General features: G+C 48.8%; 13 protein-coding genes and 1 pseudogene. 1 reads left to right on the forward strand and 13 read right to left on the reverse strand.

The window, feature by feature from the left end:
* Window positions 1-113: 113 nt before the first annotated feature.
* Window positions 114-281 (forward strand): annotated as a pseudogene (locus tag AC5RDS_RS14275) (KilA-N domain-containing protein); the annotation flags it as partial.
* Between the two features lie 364 nt (window positions 282-645).
* On the opposite strand, the gene AC5RDS_RS14280 reads toward AC5RDS_RS14275, so the two are convergent.
* The 13 genes from AC5RDS_RS14280 to AC5RDS_RS14340 all read right to left on the reverse strand — a co-directional run bounded on the left by AC5RDS_RS14280 (window position 646) and on the right by AC5RDS_RS14340 (window position 17,027).
* Window positions 646-3,453, reverse strand: a complete 2,808-nt coding sequence (locus AC5RDS_RS14280) for a M16 family metallopeptidase (protein ID WP_046402818.1) — start codon at window positions 3,451-3,453, stop codon at window positions 646-648.
* Window positions 3,454-3,478: 25 nt separating this feature from the next.
* Window positions 3,479-4,636, reverse strand: a complete 1,158-nt coding sequence (locus AC5RDS_RS14285) for a TlpA disulfide reductase family protein (protein ID WP_118104128.1) — start codon at window positions 4,634-4,636, stop codon at window positions 3,479-3,481.
* 34 nt (window positions 4,637-4,670) lie between these two features.
* A complete protein-coding gene (locus tag AC5RDS_RS14290; protein WP_118104130.1) occupies window positions 4,671-5,210 on the reverse strand; it encodes a hypothetical protein in 540 nt (179 codons plus the stop codon).
* Window positions 5,211-5,272: 62 nt separating this feature from the next.
* Window positions 5,273-6,478 (reverse strand): TlpA disulfide reductase family protein, encoded by a 1,206-nt coding sequence (locus AC5RDS_RS14295; RefSeq protein ID WP_118104132.1) that lies wholly within the window; start codon window positions 6,476-6,478, stop codon window positions 5,273-5,275.
* A 22-nt stretch (window positions 6,479-6,500) separates the two neighbouring features.
* Entirely contained in the window at window positions 6,501-7,226 is a 726-nt protein-coding gene (locus AC5RDS_RS14300; protein ID WP_118104134.1) for a fibrobacter succinogenes major paralogous domain-containing protein, read from the reverse strand.
* A gap of 2 nt (window positions 7,227-7,228) precedes the next feature.
* Window positions 7,229-8,155 carry a hypothetical protein gene (locus tag AC5RDS_RS14305; protein WP_118104136.1) on the reverse strand — a complete coding sequence of 309 codons (927 nt, stop codon included), beginning with the start codon at window positions 8,153-8,155 and terminating at the stop codon, window positions 7,229-7,231.
* A gap of 23 nt (window positions 8,156-8,178) precedes the next feature.
* Complete coding sequence (locus tag AC5RDS_RS14310; protein ID WP_175315462.1) at window positions 8,179-9,771, reverse strand: RagB/SusD family nutrient uptake outer membrane protein; 1,593 nt, start codon at window positions 9,769-9,771, stop codon at window positions 8,179-8,181.
* A gap of 12 nt (window positions 9,772-9,783) precedes the next feature.
* The gene (locus AC5RDS_RS14315; RefSeq protein WP_118104140.1) at window positions 9,784-13,455 is read right to left on the reverse strand and encodes a SusC/RagA family TonB-linked outer membrane protein; all 3,672 of its coding nucleotides are present in this window, start codon (window positions 13,453-13,455) and stop codon (window positions 9,784-9,786) included.
* Window positions 13,456-13,559: 104 nt separating this feature from the next.
* The gene (locus AC5RDS_RS14320) at window positions 13,560-14,717 is read right to left on the reverse strand and encodes a FecR family protein (protein WP_217773936.1); all 1,158 of its coding nucleotides are present in this window, start codon (window positions 14,715-14,717) and stop codon (window positions 13,560-13,562) included.
* A gap of 104 nt (window positions 14,718-14,821) precedes the next feature.
* Complete coding sequence (locus tag AC5RDS_RS14325) at window positions 14,822-15,418, reverse strand: sigma-70 family RNA polymerase sigma factor (protein WP_147347739.1); 597 nt, start codon at window positions 15,416-15,418, stop codon at window positions 14,822-14,824.
* Window positions 15,419-15,700: 282 nt separating this feature from the next.
* Window positions 15,701-15,871, reverse strand: coding sequence for a hypothetical protein (locus AC5RDS_RS14330; RefSeq protein WP_175315461.1), 171 nt, complete (start codon window positions 15,869-15,871; stop codon window positions 15,701-15,703).
* A gap of 3 nt (window positions 15,872-15,874) precedes the next feature.
* Window positions 15,875-16,450 (reverse strand): DUF6266 family protein, encoded by a 576-nt coding sequence (locus AC5RDS_RS14335; RefSeq protein ID WP_237983002.1) that lies wholly within the window; start codon window positions 16,448-16,450, stop codon window positions 15,875-15,877.
* 271 nt (window positions 16,451-16,721) lie between these two features.
* The gene (locus AC5RDS_RS14340) at window positions 16,722-17,027 is read right to left on the reverse strand and encodes an N-acetylmuramoyl-L-alanine amidase (protein ID WP_237983003.1); all 306 of its coding nucleotides are present in this window, start codon (window positions 17,025-17,027) and stop codon (window positions 16,722-16,724) included.
* Window positions 17,028-17,250: the final 223 nt, after the last annotated feature.

The raw sequence follows: 17,250 nt of genomic DNA on the forward strand, positions 1-17,250 counted from the left end.
CATTCCCTAATCCCTAACTTTTTAAGCACCCGAAACGAAAACGACCGATGCGACAGAAAGACGCATAAAAAAAATGTCGGATAAACGAGAGGCAGATAAGATAGTTTGAAACTGCCTCAGTCAACGAACTTATCTGCCTATCTAATATGGAAAGCCTCAATGCTGTATTCATCGACCAGGGATTGCCTCAATCAGAACGACTTGTCAAACTCAACAAAATCGCTATCCATCAGATGAGTGTGCTGGAAAGCGGAGATTACGAACGTAAATTGTTAAAATAAAAACATCCAAAAATGGACGAAACCTATTCCAAAGAAAGTTGTCACCGAATCATTACCTTTATTAATTCTCAAGCACGCCGATAAAAGTTTATTACTCAATTGTTCTGGCGTGGACGAGTGGCGCATACACCAGATTCAGACCAGTGCATAACATCAGCTTTCCGCATTCTGTGCTACCTCTAAAACGCAAAAAAACGCTGAACTTCAATAGCATTCAGCGTTTTTTATTCAAACTCTCTTTTAGGTTTACAGGCCTACAAGGAAGTGCCACTGCCGGATGAAATGGCTGTCTTCCTCAGCAACATCCTGACTTTTATCAGTGCGTCAGCCAGCCCTTCCCCTCCAACCACGACAAACCAACCAACTACTTCCTCGACCGGAAAGTCATGTCCACCAAATCGGCGCCTTTAAACAACGACTTGGCAAACTTCTGAATATCCTTCGGGGTCAGCTTGTCGAGGATTTCTTCAAAATTCTTCGGATCGGCCGGATTGATACCCGTCAAATAATAATCATAGAGGGCATTCATCCAATAACCGTTGTGCGGTTTCGATTGTTCCCGGCCTTTGCGCATGGCAGCGACCACCTTGTTAAACTCTTCGGCTGTCGGTGCTTCCCGCATGATTCTCTCCGTTTCGGCATAAATCAGACTCTTCAGATGGTCGGCACGCTCCGGGTCGCAATCGAAAACCATCATCATCGTATAACAGGCATAAGGGTCCCGGCTCGAACTGGCATCTAAATTCACCCCATACGTTCCACCCTCCTTCTCGCGGATGTTCTCCGTATAACGAAGATTAAGGATACCTTTAAGAATAGCGTTGCAGATATTATTGCGAACGCTATATTTCATCTCTTTCAAGAAATTCGTGATCACCGTCGCTTTCGGCGTTTCAAGGTCCAGTTCAATCACTTTCACCGTTTTACCCTTCGGAGAACGGACGCCATTATCGCGCCACGTCTCCTTCCGGTAATCCGATTTGAGCGAGCCGATGTACTTCTCCACAAGCGGTTTCACGGTTTCGGCATCGATATTGCCGACAATAAAGAAAGTGAAATCACTGGCATCCTTGATACGCTCCCGGTAGATACGTTCCATCTCGGCCAAATCCATACGGTCCAGGTAGGCCTCGTTGTAAAGCAGGGTCCGCGGATGATAATCGCTCATGATAAGGCTCATCGAATCCTGCATGATCGACTGGGGGCTATTTTTCATGAACTGGAGAGCCGCCCGGTTGCGGTTCTGTATGGATTCATATACCTCGCGGTCGAAACGGGGTTTCTCAAACCTCAGATACAGTAATTGGAGCATGATTTCAAAGTCGCCGGGAACAGAAAAACCGCTGACAGTTTCCGCTAAGTTTCCGATACCCACCTCACACGATGCCTGTTTGCCGGTGAGCAGCTTACCGAGCGCAATGACATCGAAATCACCCACTCCCGAAGCGGAGGCAAAACCGGCGGCATTGCTGGCCGAAGGCAACAGGTCCGTATCGTAGAGCGAAGTTCCGCCCTTGCTGTAAGCCGTCAACGACACCGTCTCTTTTTCGTAGCCCGCTTTGCGGAACACCACTTTCGCACCGTTTCCGAGTGTCCATTCCACCGCATCAAAGGCCGGCAAGGCTTTCTCCGCCACCACCTTCGACCCCGGCAGTTCCTCCCCGATGAGCGTACCTCCGACCATTTCATCCTGATAAGGGGCTATCTCGGACTGAGCGACCTTATCCATGACAGCCAGCACCTCTTCACGGGTCAGATGGGTCACGCCTTCCGAAGGGCCGCTGACAACCACGGTACGGTTGTGCGCTACATTTCCTTCCGCAAATTTGGCGTTCACATCCTCCACCGTAATGGTGGGAATCAATCGGGTCATGAAATCATAATAATAATCGAAAGAGACCATCGGTTTTTGTTCCAGAAAATGGGCTTGCATACTTTTGATAAAACTCTCATTGGGAGTACGGTCTTTCACCTTATAGGAGGATTCCAACCCCACCAACAGATTCGTTTTTACCCGTTCTAATTCCGTAGGGGTGAAACCGTAGCGGCGCACCCGTTCGTTCTCTGTCAGGATGGCTTCCAACGCCTCCGCTTCACCGTTGGGTTTGGCGGTCACGGAAATGTCGTAGGAATCGTAGCCGCGCATAAAGCCGCCAAAACCGATACTGCCTCCGAGGAAAGGCGGATTGGGCTGCTGCATCAGTTCACCGATGCGAGCCCCGATCATGCTGTTGCACAACGTGACAAGCAAATTGCTTTTCAAATATTGATGCGTCTGCTTCTCCTCTGCTTTCATCCCCGGCAATATCGTGGTGATGCTGACGGAAGACTGTTGCACTTCCTTGTCGGTAGCCAGGCAATAGTAAATCTCCTCGTGTCCGGGAATTTCGAAAAAAGGACGCGGTTTCGGATTCTCGACCGTCGGGATGGAAGAAAAAATTTCCTTGACACGCTGTTCCATCCGCGCCACGTCAAAATCGCCCACCACCGCAATAGCCTCCAAATCGGTACGATACCACTCACGATAAAAATCACGGATGGTCTGATGTTTAAAATTTTTGATAATATCGAGGTCACCGATTACATCCCGTTCGGCATATTTCGAATCCTTGAACAACACCGGCAACGTCTGTGCCAGCAAACGGAACTGAGGCGTACGGCGGGTGCGCCACTCCTCGGAAATAACACCCCGTTCGGCATCGATTTCATCACCGTCAAGCGTCAGGTAGTACGACCAGTCGTGCAGTATCAGCAGACAGGTATCCAAAAGCCGCACATCGGTGGCAGGCACGGCGCTGATATTATAAACCGTTTCATTCTGAGCCGTATAAGCATTGATGTTACCGCCAAAGGTCACTCCGTACTTCTCCAAAGTGGTAATGATTCCCTTGCCCGGAAAATTTTTAGTCCCGTTAAAGGCCATGTGTTCCAGAAAGTGGGCCAAACCGTTCTGGTCATCGTTTTCAAGCAATGCACCCACATTGCGGATAATATAAAAACTGGCCCGGTCTTTAGGCTCCTCATTGTGACGGATATAATAAGTAATGCCGTTGGGCAGTTTACCGACCACCGTATTCGGGTCCGCAGGCAACGGACGTTGCAAATCGACTTGCCCGTAACTTCCCAATCCCAGGAAGAGACAGACGGATAAGAAAAATGTGCGTATATTCATAACTCATGTAATAAATAATGACTGATCAATTCATTCCGGACAATTGTTCCGTCAGTTCGCTGACGTTGCTGCCGGAAAAGACAATCCGGCCTTCGCTGTCCACCAGAAAAAAAGCAGGTATGCCGTAAAGCTGGTATTGTTCGGCAAACGCTTTAGTCTGTTCGGGCAAACTGCGGAATTGCCCCCACGGCAAGTTCTCTTCCTTCAGGGCCTTCTGCCAGTCCGCCTCTTTCTCGTCGAGGGAAACACTCACAAAACGGATTTTTCCGCCATAGTCCTTATATACTTCCCGCAGGAGAATCAGGCTCACCCGGCAGGGAATACACCACGACGCCCAAAAGTCTATCAGCGTATATCCGTCGGGATTCATCTGGGCAGGCAGCGACACGGTTTTGCCATCGACACCGACCACTTTATCGTCTTGCAACGGCGACCCCTGCACCAACCGGGCGGCATCGTGCAGGTAGCAGCGAAAATCCGCCAACGCGGCGCAAGTATCCAGACACGAAGCAAAGAGCTGTTCCAGACCATCGAGATAAGCCTGGTCGTAAGTAAAAGCAGGCTTCTTCAACATGCCGGCAACATAAAGCCTGACAGCCAGATTATCGTTGCTACGGATAAACGCCCGGCTCATTTCCTCAAGTTCCGACTCCATCGCCTCCATCCGGCTGTCATCATCCGCGCCCCGATTCCCCTGCTTACGGAGTGCCTGTATGCCATAACGCAACGGAAGAGTCTGTTGCTGATAACTATAATAAGCATCTTGGGCGGCAGAGCCTTTCACCCTGTAATTCTTTTCTTTCCGGATATCATAAAGCCCGTATGCCTGCGGCAGACTGTCAATATGCGGCGTCGTAAAGGCAAGCCGGCCATTCCCGGCAAAAAAATCCAGTTCATAACAACGCATCAATTCCTGACTCTGGCCGGAACGCCGGATATAATCGACATTATCCAGACTGAGCTTGCACAGCGTGGGGGCATCCAATTTACCACACAGTTCAAATTTTCCTCCCACAACATAGGCGGTAGCCAATTCCCGGTCCCACCGGTCAGCAGGCCGCAACGTGACTTTCGTACTGTCCATCGCACCCGGAACAGTGCCCCGCAGGACAAACCGGTCGGCAGGCTGCTGCGTACAAGCCGCCACCCCGAGCCATATTAAAAAATAAAACTTTCTCATCATTCCATTCCTATTTATTTCACCTATTTAAAATTACTTAATCCAAATTTCTGTAATCTATCACTTTTTCTGCACGTGGCTTACGCGGCGCCACCCATTTATAATGCAATATATACTCCGGATCATTGTACATCCAGGATTCACTGATACCGACCAATCCCCAGCCAGCCCCTCCCTCAAGCCAAAAGGCCACACCGTTGTCTGTCCAAAAATAAACCCGGACAGAAAAGCCGGCATGCATATATTCATAATCCGGATCATGAGGATAGGTTACCATATAATAGGCTCGCCCCTCATGGTCACTACGCATTTTACCGGCAGAGAGCGTATCATTTTTACTCCCGACAATCATTCTGTCGATTAACGGCGGCTCTATCTCACGATAATACTCGGGAGCATAGCGTTGCACCATTTTATCTGCCTCTTCTACCAAATATTCCCGGCATTGCCGACCACCCAAAGAATCCAGATTCAAAAAACGCTTCATTATCAAAGAATCCGCCTCTGCCTCCGGCTGAACTCTCGCCACAACCGGAAAAGTTAACCAAACCAATAGTATACAAGCCCATGTTTTCACAACACAATATTTTCAGGTTAAAATGAAAGAATAAAACGAATCCGGACTTTGCAACAGGTCATTTATTTCCCCAAATACTTTTCCACGGCCAAGCGCAGGGCGTCGGCATTGTTGCCGCTAAAGACGATTGCACCGTCAGGAGCGATTAACATCAAGCGAGGAATACCGCTGATATGGTAAGCCTGCTGAGCGGCAGTCATCTGCTCGCGGCTGCCTGCCCACAGTTGCATCCAGGGCATAGCCTCCTCCTTCATCGCTTTTTCCCAATCCGCCTGCTTCTGGTCGAACGACACGCTAACCACCGTCAGACGGGAGCGGTCGTAACGTTTGTAAAGCTGCTCCACCTTGGGAATCGCCCAACGGCAGGGACCGCACCACGATGCCCAGAAGTCCACCAACGTATAACGGTCGGGCTGCAAATATTGCGACAACTTCACCGTCCGGCCTTCCGCATCGGTCAGTTCTATCTCCTTATAAGGCGCCCCTTTATACAGCGAGCGAGCCTTTTCCACCATTTTCAGCACCACGGGACGGCGTACCGTATCGTCAATTCCGGCGGCTATGCGGCCCAGTTCCTCCACCTCTTCCTGACTACGCGCAAAAGTGTTGTTCAGCAAGCCCCCCGCAATAAACAGCGATAAAGGCGATTGCGGATGCCGGCGGATAAACTCCATTTTAGCGGCATCAACAGCTTCTTCCGCCGCCTGTCGCCGGGGATAGAGTTCGTCGAATTGGCGGTCGAATACTTCCGGCGCATACCTCTCCTGCTCACTCTTTAAATTCAGCATAGCCACATCGTTATCAGCCTTCGAAAGCGCCAATTTCAAAGGCAGCAAGGCGTCCTGATATTCATAATATTCCCGTTGCAGCGCACCGCCTTCCACCCGTGCTTTCGGAACGGCAAACTCCGCCATAAACGGATGAACGAACTCCATACTATCGAGATGGGCCACTTCCACCGTCAATTCAGAATTATCAAGAAACAGATAAGTATTGACCATTCTCCCCATTCCGGAAGAAGCATTCTGCTCGCCCGTATAAATCAGCAAATTGCAATACCTCGGCGAAACCACCGCTCCCCGCAATTCGAATTTGCCATCACGCACGGTATCCACCGCAAACGTCCCTTCGCCCTCCATGTTGCGAAGAGCAACCGCCATTCCATCCCGCAAGCCGGGAAAACTCCCCCGCACCACGAACTCTTCGGTACGGGAAGCACAGGCGCTGCATAACAGCAGCGCCATGCCAAAAAAGAAATTCTTATTCATAAAAATCAGTTAGAAATCCGTATCACTTTCCGGCATCCCGGCAACAACGCACACGCATCAGCCTTTGTAACGTCACCGCACCCCGATACACTGTCGTATAATGAGCACCTATTTTCCGAAACCAAACGGTAGCAGTCTGTAAACCGTTATCCTTTACCTCCGAAGCCGACCAATAATAGCCGTATTCCCCCACAAAACTCCAAAAAAGTCCTGTTTCCCATGCTGCGGTACTGGCGGCCTCTCCCCCCAACAACAGTGCCATGCCCGTACCTTCCTCACCTTGTTGCAAAAGCGTTGCTTCCCGGCTTCCGCGCCAACCCTCTGCATTGGCATCCCCGGCGGACATGCCCAGCGCCATCTCCAGATTTTTCCAATCCTCATCGGTAGGCAGACGCCACCCCTCCGGACAACTCTCCACCGCCTCCTGCCAGGTATAAAAATTACCGTATGTCTCATAATCCGCCTCAAAATCGGTATTAATCAGTTGAGACCGGACCGCAACCGGATAATTAGCCCCGAATACATCATACGTACACTCATAATACGGTAGTCCCCCAACCTGATATTTCAAATTCTCAGTCATCCATTCCAAATCACCGATACGCACCCAGCCGTAGGTATTCCCGTCGCGCACATCCGTATACTCGCCCTTAGCCGCAGGACGGACGTCCGGCAATTTATCGTCATCGCTGCACGAGCAAAAAACAGCACAGCAGCATACATACATAGATATTACAAATCTTTTCATAATCAATTGAATTTTATTCCGGTTTCATCAAGCAACGGTTTGATAATGTCATATTTCTTCCGGGTATACCCGTTAACATCATTTTCCCCGTATTTGGCAAAAAACTCCTCTTCCGTCATCGACAGGCAAGCCTTAATATAATTGACGGCATCATCTTTCGGAGACGGGAAATAAGAATCAAGAGGATCATCCTCCAAAAAACCCAACTCCAACGGGTTATAATAAATCGGTTGCCAAGTCACCCAATCAATACCCACTTTAGGAGCTCCATAATAATAAGAACTCTGCTCAAAAAAACTTCCGGCTTTCCCATCCGTATATCTCTTATCCGAAGTTCCTCCAAAAGAAGCAAAAATCATCTCGCAACAAATATCCTGTGCATATCCTTTCAACTCCTCATCAGCCAACTCCCACAACCGATTCACATTCAATGCCAGACACCGCAAATTATTATAAGTCAATGGAGAGCCGACATACTCATAATACCCCTCCAGCTTATTCTGCTGATACTCATCTATGCCATTGGCAACCATCATAGAATAAGGCATGACCGTCTTAATATAAGGCAACAAATCATACTGCAAAAAATTGACCACTGCCCGTTTCTGCTCCAAAGTCTGCAAATAATCAAACTTAAAACGGGTAAAACCGACATTCGTGAGAGAATACTCCAACCCCAAAAGTTCCGTTTCATAAAAAGGATTCCCGTTTCCGTCCAACCCTTTATACTCATGCCGAAGCGTATCGTTAAACAAAAGGTGGCAGCCGGTGGCCTTGTAAAAATCCTCCCTCAGTTTTGTTTCCTCATCCGTAGCCCCGGGCAACGTAGCAAAAGGATTAGACATACCGTTCGGAACAACCGGATCTTCCTTTTGACAGGCACACAAACACCCTGCCAAAACAAACATATATAAAACTCTTAACTTCATAACTGCTTTATTTATACCTGATTTCAATTACCCACACTCACCGTATTACCGGAGCGAGGCGGACGCTGATTAGTCTCTAACGTATTCTGGAAATCCAGCACCTCCTTCGGAAGCGAAAGAGTATAAGCCGCATCGTTCTCCTCCAAAACATAAGTCGTCATTTCAGTCGGATTCGAGATGGGAGGCAAATAACTCACATAAACATACTTAATATACTGATGTGTGATTCTTTTGGAATACGGGAACTTCTCACACACTGTATACCGACGCAAATCAAACCAGCGATGTCCCTCAAAACACAGTTCACACTGGCGTTCCCGCCGGATAAGCTCTACCAGTTCCTGACCGCCCTCGGTTATCTCCCGGCTTTCCTTCAACCGATGGTCCCGCAAAGTCTTAAGCATCCGGCGTGCAGTCGTTTCGTCGCCCGAACAAGCTGCCGCTTCCGCCGCATTCAGATAAGCCTCCGCCGTCCGGAACATAAAATGATCAGAAGCCTCCTTATACCCTGTCTCCCAGCCTTTCACCTTACAAAACACCCATGCGTTGGTATAAACACTATTCGTCGATGCTCCTCCTATTTCCTCCTGCATAATATAATACCGGGTACGCCAGTCATTATCCCCTTCGGTAAAGGCCGAACTTAAATCCTCGGAAACAACATAAGCCGGATACTTCTCACCCTCCTCCCGGGAAGAATACATATAAGCCGACAAAGCATGTCCTCCCATAGAAAAGATCATCTCCGGAGAAGCCTTCGTAAACACTTCCTCCCCGGCAACATGCGTACTCAAATCCACCAATTCCCCCCGGCTCTCCAACACCTTACCGGCATACTCCAAAGCTCTGTTCCAATTTTGCATGTAAAGATACACCCGGCTTTTCAACAAATAAACCGCGGTAATATCCGCACGGTAAGGATGATTCTTCACCTCATTCCCCTTCAAATAAGCGTCAGCTTCCTCCAAATCGGCGAGCACCCGGGCATACACCTCCTCCACCGTATTCACCACATAATCCTTATCCTCCACAAACTCCGTCAACTTAAGAGGTACTGCCGGAGTAGCCACATTCTTAGGACAATAAGGCTGCCCATACAAATTCACCAAAGTAAAATAATAAAGAGCCCGGAGGAAATGGGCTTCCCCCTTGATACGCCGCCTTTGCAACTCTTCCACCTGATTATTCGCCGACAACTCATCAGCGGAAACCAACACCATATTGCAAATATTAATACAAGAATACGCCTGCTTCCAATCCCTGTTTTCCGCTACGCGGACATTGCCCTCATAAGGAAGTCCGACACTCTGCTGCCAGGCGTACCAGCCGAACATACCGGGCTGTATCTGATAAAGATCGCCGACACCTGTCCGGCTATTAAAAGCCATCTCATCCGCCATGTGATGAGTGGCCTGAAAATACGCATCCACCACCGTCGACATACCGTAATCTCCGGCCTCAGACCTTCCCCACGGCAAATAACCTTTTCCCAGCAACACCTCATCCAAATCCGAAAAAGATTCCACTTTAGCAAGATCCTGCGAATATTCCTTCAGAAAATCAGAACATGCGCTGAACAATCCCGCAATACAACATATTATCAATATTCTTTTCATATACCCCATGTTTTAAAATGAAACGGTTAATCCAAAAGTGTACGTCGGACGGTCACTCAACTGAATTGCGGCAAAACCGCCCTGCGTAGGGGTCTGACCTTTCAATTCTTTGGCAGACACCGTAAACAGATTCGTCGCCGACAACGTCAAATCCAAACGCGACAAACGAAGCCTCTTCAGCACCTCCTCCTTAAACTCGTATGTCAAACTGAGATTAGAACACTTCAGATAATTACCGCTAACCACACGGTGATTACCATAATCATACATATCCCAGGGAGAAACCGCAATAGGTTGAATCCCCTGCTTAGAATCACTCCAATGCCTTTCATACAAAGGATAATTGTCATCCCCCTTGCCGATAATCGCCGGTATATCGGTACGACGTTCATCACCCGGTTTCTGCCAGCGGTAGAGAAAATCCTTGCTCACATTATTCTCAGGACGGATATTCTGGGCATCCATCACAGTAGCGGCAGAGCCGTTATAAATAGCGAACAGACGGATTTTATTGCCCAAACTATACGCAAAATTACCGGAAAGCCGAACATTCCTCCAGCGCAGCGTCGTGCTCACATTACCCGAAATCGTCGGCTCGCGCCGTCCCGAAGCCTCCAACACACGGGTATAAGTATCATACTTACTGAGGCCGTACAACGCCTCCGGGTTGTCCATATAATCGTCAAACATCGGTCCGCCATTCACAGGGCTCAACCCCACAAACTTATAAGAATAAAACGTTCCGATGGGTTTACCCTCCACCAAAGCCGATCCGTTCAAAAAATCAGAAAGCTCGTATTGATTGGCATCGGGTTTATTTTTCATCTTATTAAAAGTCTTGGAAACAGAAGTCGACACCGACCAAAACCAATCCTTCGTTTGAAGCGGAAGGAAAGTCAGCGACACATTATAACCGTGATTATCGATATCCCCCCGGTTTATCTTATAGCTGTCCGTCGGCAATCCGTTCATCGAGGCCACCAACTTATCCATAAAAGCATCCTCGGTATGCTTCCACCAATACTCCGCCTCTACCATCACCTTTCGCTGAAACAATCCCAACTCCGTCCCCAAATTATAAGAAGTGGTCGTCTCCCATTTCAGATTCGGGTTGGGATAACGCGTCACGGAAGCCGTATTCTCGCCGAAATGAGAATTCAGCGGCTCCTTGGAAATAATCATCACCGGACTTTCGGAACTCAGCATATTCCCCTGATAACCGAACGATGCTTTCAGCCGGAAGAAATCCAGCCAATCCACCTCCCTTATTCCCGACAATTCAGAAACATTCCAGTTGGCAGACGCCGACCAAATGGGCAACAACTTATCATTACTCCGGTCACCGAACGCATTGGAGCCGTCCACCCGGGCATTGGCATTCAAAGTAAAATAATTGTAATAACTGTAAGACACAGAAACATAACTCGAAACAGTATTACTTTTACCATCCGTCAGTTGGGCCGGATTTTGAAGCACCCATTTAGCATAATCGGGAAACTTCGTCGGGTCTACATCCTTAACAAAACTCATACCCCGGTCCCTGTAATAACCGCGGTCAGTACGGGCATACCCCCTGCTACGGGCAGAACTCATCTCAAAACCGATCGTTCCGCTAATATTATGCTGTTTCAATTCACCGAAAGAATGATTGCCGTCCAACTGCAAACGTACCGTATAGGCATTATTATCCGACTCATTATAAGTAAGCTCCCCACCGTAGGGCAACAAACTCGTGCCTCCGGTATAGGTGGGATTTCCCAGATAATCTTTCTCCCCTTCCGTCCTCGGAGCCGGCAACACCCCGTATTCCGTACCCCGTAACTCCGCAGCATAATTGGTCTTCTCTCCCCACCAACCTTCCTGCACAGTATTCGAAACCTGGTAAGAAGCAATGGCACTGGCATTCAGCCAACTGGTCAGATTAAACTGCAAATTGGCCGTTATGGACAATCCCGAGCCACGTTGATCATAAGAACTATTCTCCAGTTCATTCAGAATATTGTAATTAAAATACTGAGGCTCCATCCCGCCCGGCTTTCTTTTCAGAAAATAAAAATACTCCCCATTCTCATCAAAAGCAGGCAAAGCCCGGGTAGTATTATAAGCATACTGCATCGGCGACAAATCCTGCTGATAATACCGGCGGGAAGAAACATTTCCTTTCACACTCAAAGAAGCACGCATCCAATGGGTCAGATTGGTATTCAAATTCAAAGCCGCCGTATAACGCTCGTTATTATCATCCCAAATCACATCATTATCACGGGTATAACCGATAGAAGCATAATAATTCGCTTCCGATGATCCCCCGGAAATACTGACCGTATGCGAGTGAGACACCGTATTTTGGGTCAGGAGATCAAACCAATCCGTATTCAACGTCTCAAGCTGCTCCACCTCCCTCGCAAACTGCTCGTCGGATAACTCATGATTATACAACTTAGTCAACAAACCCTCATACCCTACGAGATTCATATCCGTCGGAAACTGATAATGCTGTGCCACCAGGTCGCGTGAAAACCGAATCCGTTCAGCGGAATTCATCACATTAATAGCCCGGTCACTGTAAGCAGGCCGCTGGCGGAAAGTGGTGCTCAGATTATAGCTCACAATGGGACGTCCGACGCGTCCTTTCTTGGTGGTCACCACAATCACACCGTTGGCGGCACGAGTTCCGTACAAAGCCGTAGCGGCCGCATCCTTCAACACATCGATACGCTCAATATCCTGCGGATTAATACCGGCAATGGCATTCCCGACACGATTGATATAATCAGGGTCATTCAAATCCGCCGCCAGCACATCCACAGGATCCTGCATGATAATCCCGTCCAGCACCCACAACGGCTCACGGTTACCGATCAGCGTAGACGTACCGCGGATACGCAACTTCGGCACAACCCCCACCTCACCGGAATTGCTCATCATAATCAGGTCGGGAATCTGCCCCTGCAACATCTGGTCGAGGGAAGAAATACCGGGAATGTGCAAATCCTCCATCTTACGGGTAGTCACGGAACTGGTAGACTTCCGGCGGTCCACCGTCTGATAGCCGGTAATCACCACCTCCTCCATCTCGGCCACCTCCTCATGCAAGGTGACATTAATCTCCTTCTGTCCGGCATAGGCCACCTCCTGCGTTTTCATTCCGATAAAAGAATACAACAGACGAATATCCTTAACGGCAGGCAATTCCATACTGTAATTACCGTCCATATCGGTCACCGCCCCCAGTGTTGTCCCCTTAATCATTATTGTCACGCCCGGCAAAGGATTTTTATGGGTATCGGTAATACGGCCTTTGATTCTGCTGTTCTGCATCTGCCGGGGCTGTACGACCACTGTATTGTTGTCGAAGTTAAAATCCAATTTCCGTCCGGCAAAAATGCGGCGCAAAATTTCCTCCACAGGTTCATTGTCAGCTTTGACACTGATTTTGTCCAATCCCTGCAAATCTTTGATGTTGTAAATGAAATACAGGGAAGTCTTTTCCTGCAATGTACGGAAAAACTCGATAATGGAACAGGATTTCAAATCCAGCGTAACCCGCTGCGACTGCGCCATGACCCTGCCGGAAAAACTCAGACAAGCGGCCACAAGAGCCAAGACAAAGATTTTCATCATTTTTCCCGGCCATACAAACTTCCTTTGCGGAGAATTGCAATTGACGTAAAACTTTTTCATAAATTTGTATATTAAATTAATAAGAGATTGCAAGCCTTTATCCGAAAAAATTAATGAATGGTGGGGTGGAATGACTTTTTGTTGTCATTCCACCCCTTTTTTATTCAATGTTGTTGTGAAACAGAGACAATCACCCGGTGTCCCTCCACGGTAAACCGCACATACGTGGTATTCTCGATGAGGCGCAAAATTTCGGGCAGCGGCAAATTCCGGGACAGACATCCCGTAAACACCTCTTTCCGCACCACCTCGCTATTGTAAACCACGTCTAAATCAAACCACAAAGCCAACTCGTTGAGCATTTCTTCAATGGTGGCATTTTCAAAAGCAAATTCTCCGCGTTGCCAGGCCGTGTATTGCCACACGGGAACGGCTTTTACCCGGATATCTCCGGTAACAATATCGGTTTCCGCCATTTCTCCCGGTTGCAGCAGCACCTGCTTTCCTCCCTCCAAAGCAACACTCACTTTCCCCCTGACCAGAACGGTTCGAACCTGCCGGGAAGAACGGGTATTCAGGTTGAACTCCGTACCGAGCACCCGGATCTCCATACCGTCAAACTCTACAATAAAAGGCCGTTGCGCATCGGGAGCCACCTCAAAATAGCCCTCCCCTGCAAAATTTATTTTTCTGTTCTTCTCGCCAAAAGCGACAGGATATGTCATGCGGGAAGCCGAGTTCAGCCACACTTTCGTACCGTCTGAAAGTTGCAGGGAATATTCACATCCCCGGGGGACATCAATTGTATTTTCCTCTGTATGCCGTAACGTATCGGCAAACGGACGATAACAGAGCGTCTGGTCTTCTTTCTTCACCATGGTTCCGTTCATCCACAACGTATCGGCAGCCTGCAGCGAGGCAAGCTCTATCACCTGCCCGGAAGAAGTCGTCAAGTGCACCCGTGTCCGGTCCGGTTCAGTATATATGCTCCCCACTTGCTCCGGCTCCAGCACCCGATTCATCAGCTCGAATAAACAAATGCCTATTCCCATCACTGCCAATGCCGCCGCAGGAGCCCAAAACCGCAACCACCGACGCCGCAAAAGGCGTCGTCCAGCTCTCTGCCGGCGGAGCCGGAATTCTTCGCGCCACTGCTCAAATTCCGGCTGTTCAAATCCGGACGTACGCCGCACCTTTATCCGCTCGTACATTTTTACATGGGCAGGAGATTCGGACAACCAACGGTCCAACTGCTCCTGTTCCGCCTCCGACAGTTTGCCGGCAAGGCTTCTGTCTATAATCAGCCATTCTATCTTCATCATAAGCATCATCGGGGAAATTTTCCCCCGTTTTATTATGAAGACAAAAAAAGATGAAATAGGTTACAACTTTTTTACTGTTTTTTCAAAAAAAAGTGTGTTTTTTTTTAGAAATTCATAAAGAAAACAAGCAGTTCAAGTGCTGCGCCATCGTTGGGAGAAATGTTGTCTTTTATTTTTTGAATCAAACGATGAACCTGTACTTTGGCTACATTTTCGGAAACAGCAAGTTGTTCTGCAATTTCCGCGTATTTCATACATTTATAGAAACGGAGTTCGCAGATCCGACGATATTTTTCCGGCAAACCGGATATGGTGGTCCGGATTCTCTTTATCAACTCTTCGTCCGCCAGCCATTCCGGAGCATCCGCTTCGTTAATTGCCTCGAGATAAAGCATCTTGCGCTTATCTTCGATATCCTGAACGTACAAATAGTTCAAACAGCGGTTACGTACCGCCATGCACAACCATGCCCCCAAATGCCGCACGCCTTCCAAACGGACAGGTTTTTCAAATAAATCGACAAACAATTGCTGGACGATGTCTTTCGCCTCCTCTTCACCATACACCAAATGAACAGCCAAACGGTATAAACGGGAAAAATAAAGGTCATACAACCGGATATATGCCTCATTATCCCTGTTCTTCAGCCGGCAAATGAAATCCTTTTCTTCCTCCAATACCATGCGTGCTGTATTTTTCAATGTGACATCTTTTTATAATCAGTGTTTCAGATCACATTAGGCCGCATCAAATTCCACTCCCATGCGAACCCTGGCCGGCCATCTGCCGACACGACTATGCAAATATACAGATAAGTAAGTGCAATACAAAATCAAAACAAGTTTTGATTTTGTATTGCCGAACGGGAGTATATTGACGAAGTCAAATATAGTTATAATTGCATGGAAAAACAACCGCCCGGTCGCAGTGTTTGCGGTCGGGCGGTCCATAGACAGTGGCACTGCCACCGGTTACCTGAAAAACTACGGCTTTCGCTTTTCCCACTTATGCCGCAACCAGGCAACCGCCACACTGTCGGCGACACCGCCGAGAATACTCGCCACTCCGGCCCAGAAAGCCTCCGCAAAATTCCCTATCCAGGAATTCAGGCTCAGAATAATCACCGTTCCTAAAACAAAATAACAGGTCACCATACGTTACGCTTGGGTTGAGAGCGGCAGAAAGACACTGTCCGAAACTATCCGTTCATTCCGGGACACGGCAAAGCAGTATACGTTTACCTTGTCCGCGTTCCATTCGGCAGGCAAAGGAACTTCCGTTTCCCCTGCAACGCCCCTGTTTTTCAACGCCACCAAACGCACCCGTTGCAGTGCCGTTTCCAGCAACACGCCGTACACTTTATCGTCCAATGCGGCAAATCCTTCTTCCGCCTCCTCCGCCGTCTGGACGAAACGATACACCTGCGGAGTCCCCTCACAGGTCACTTCCACCCGGGGCGTATACAGCAAACCCGATGCCAGTTTCAACCCTTCGAAATCGATGCTTCCGTTCATGTTTTCATCCACCGTCACCTGTATCATATTGGCCGACATGAAAGCATTGTAAGCCGTCCCGTTACCCACTCCTGCGAAACCTTTACGGATAATCGGAAGGATACGGCGGGCGAGTTTCCCGAGGAGCCTCACCCTGATCCGCTGCATCACAATTTCCGGAGTCGGATTGTCCTTCCGGCCGAACACTTTCGCCCGTACGATGTTTTTTTCCCTTTGCATAAACGATAGTCAGGTTACCGACTGATTTTCTTGCTTTTCCAAGTAAATAAGAATTAAATTCTGCCATGATTTTTTAATTTAAAGTTTAACATACAAATTACTTGCACATGAATTCGTGCAATTTAGGACCGGGGTTCTGTTTACGGCCGGTGACGTCCGAGTGGCCGCCGACATAGCGAATCGGATAGCGGGCTTTCAGCAATCCGCACACCTCCCGCAACACCTCTTTCTGTCGCCCGGTATACCGATGCCAGTAGGTGGCCGTTTCGCCCTAGACATCCACAAACACCTGCTCCAGCTCCACCTCCCTCCCGCACTCCGCCACAAAACGTCCGGCCGTCCATGCCAAACGCCCCAGATTGTCCAGTTCGATACCGATCGAAAAACGGTTGAGACAGGTCCGTCCGGCATAACTGCTCTGCCCGGCATGCCAGGCTTCCACGTCAAAAGACACCAACTGGATGATTTTCCCCAGACGTCCGATAACTAGATGGGCGGAGGCTTTTACGTCGGGACGGGCCAGATACCGGGGCGACGACTGCGCGCTCACCCCGGCGGTGTAGTGCAGGATAATCATATCCGGCCCGGAGAGTTTCCGCGTATTTTTCGCACAGACGTTATACTCCGCACCACATGGAACTCCACTATTGTTTCACCCCTCATTTCTGTAATCCGCGTTCGGGATGGGAGAAAGGCAAGGTGGAGCGTTCGGTGGAACATATCCGCCGGCGGGCTTTCGACTATGATGTCCGTTTCGGTTTGCTGGAGCAGGCGCAGTGTCATCTTGACAAGGTCTGTGA

It is taken from the genome of Odoribacter sp., assembly GCF_985060555.1.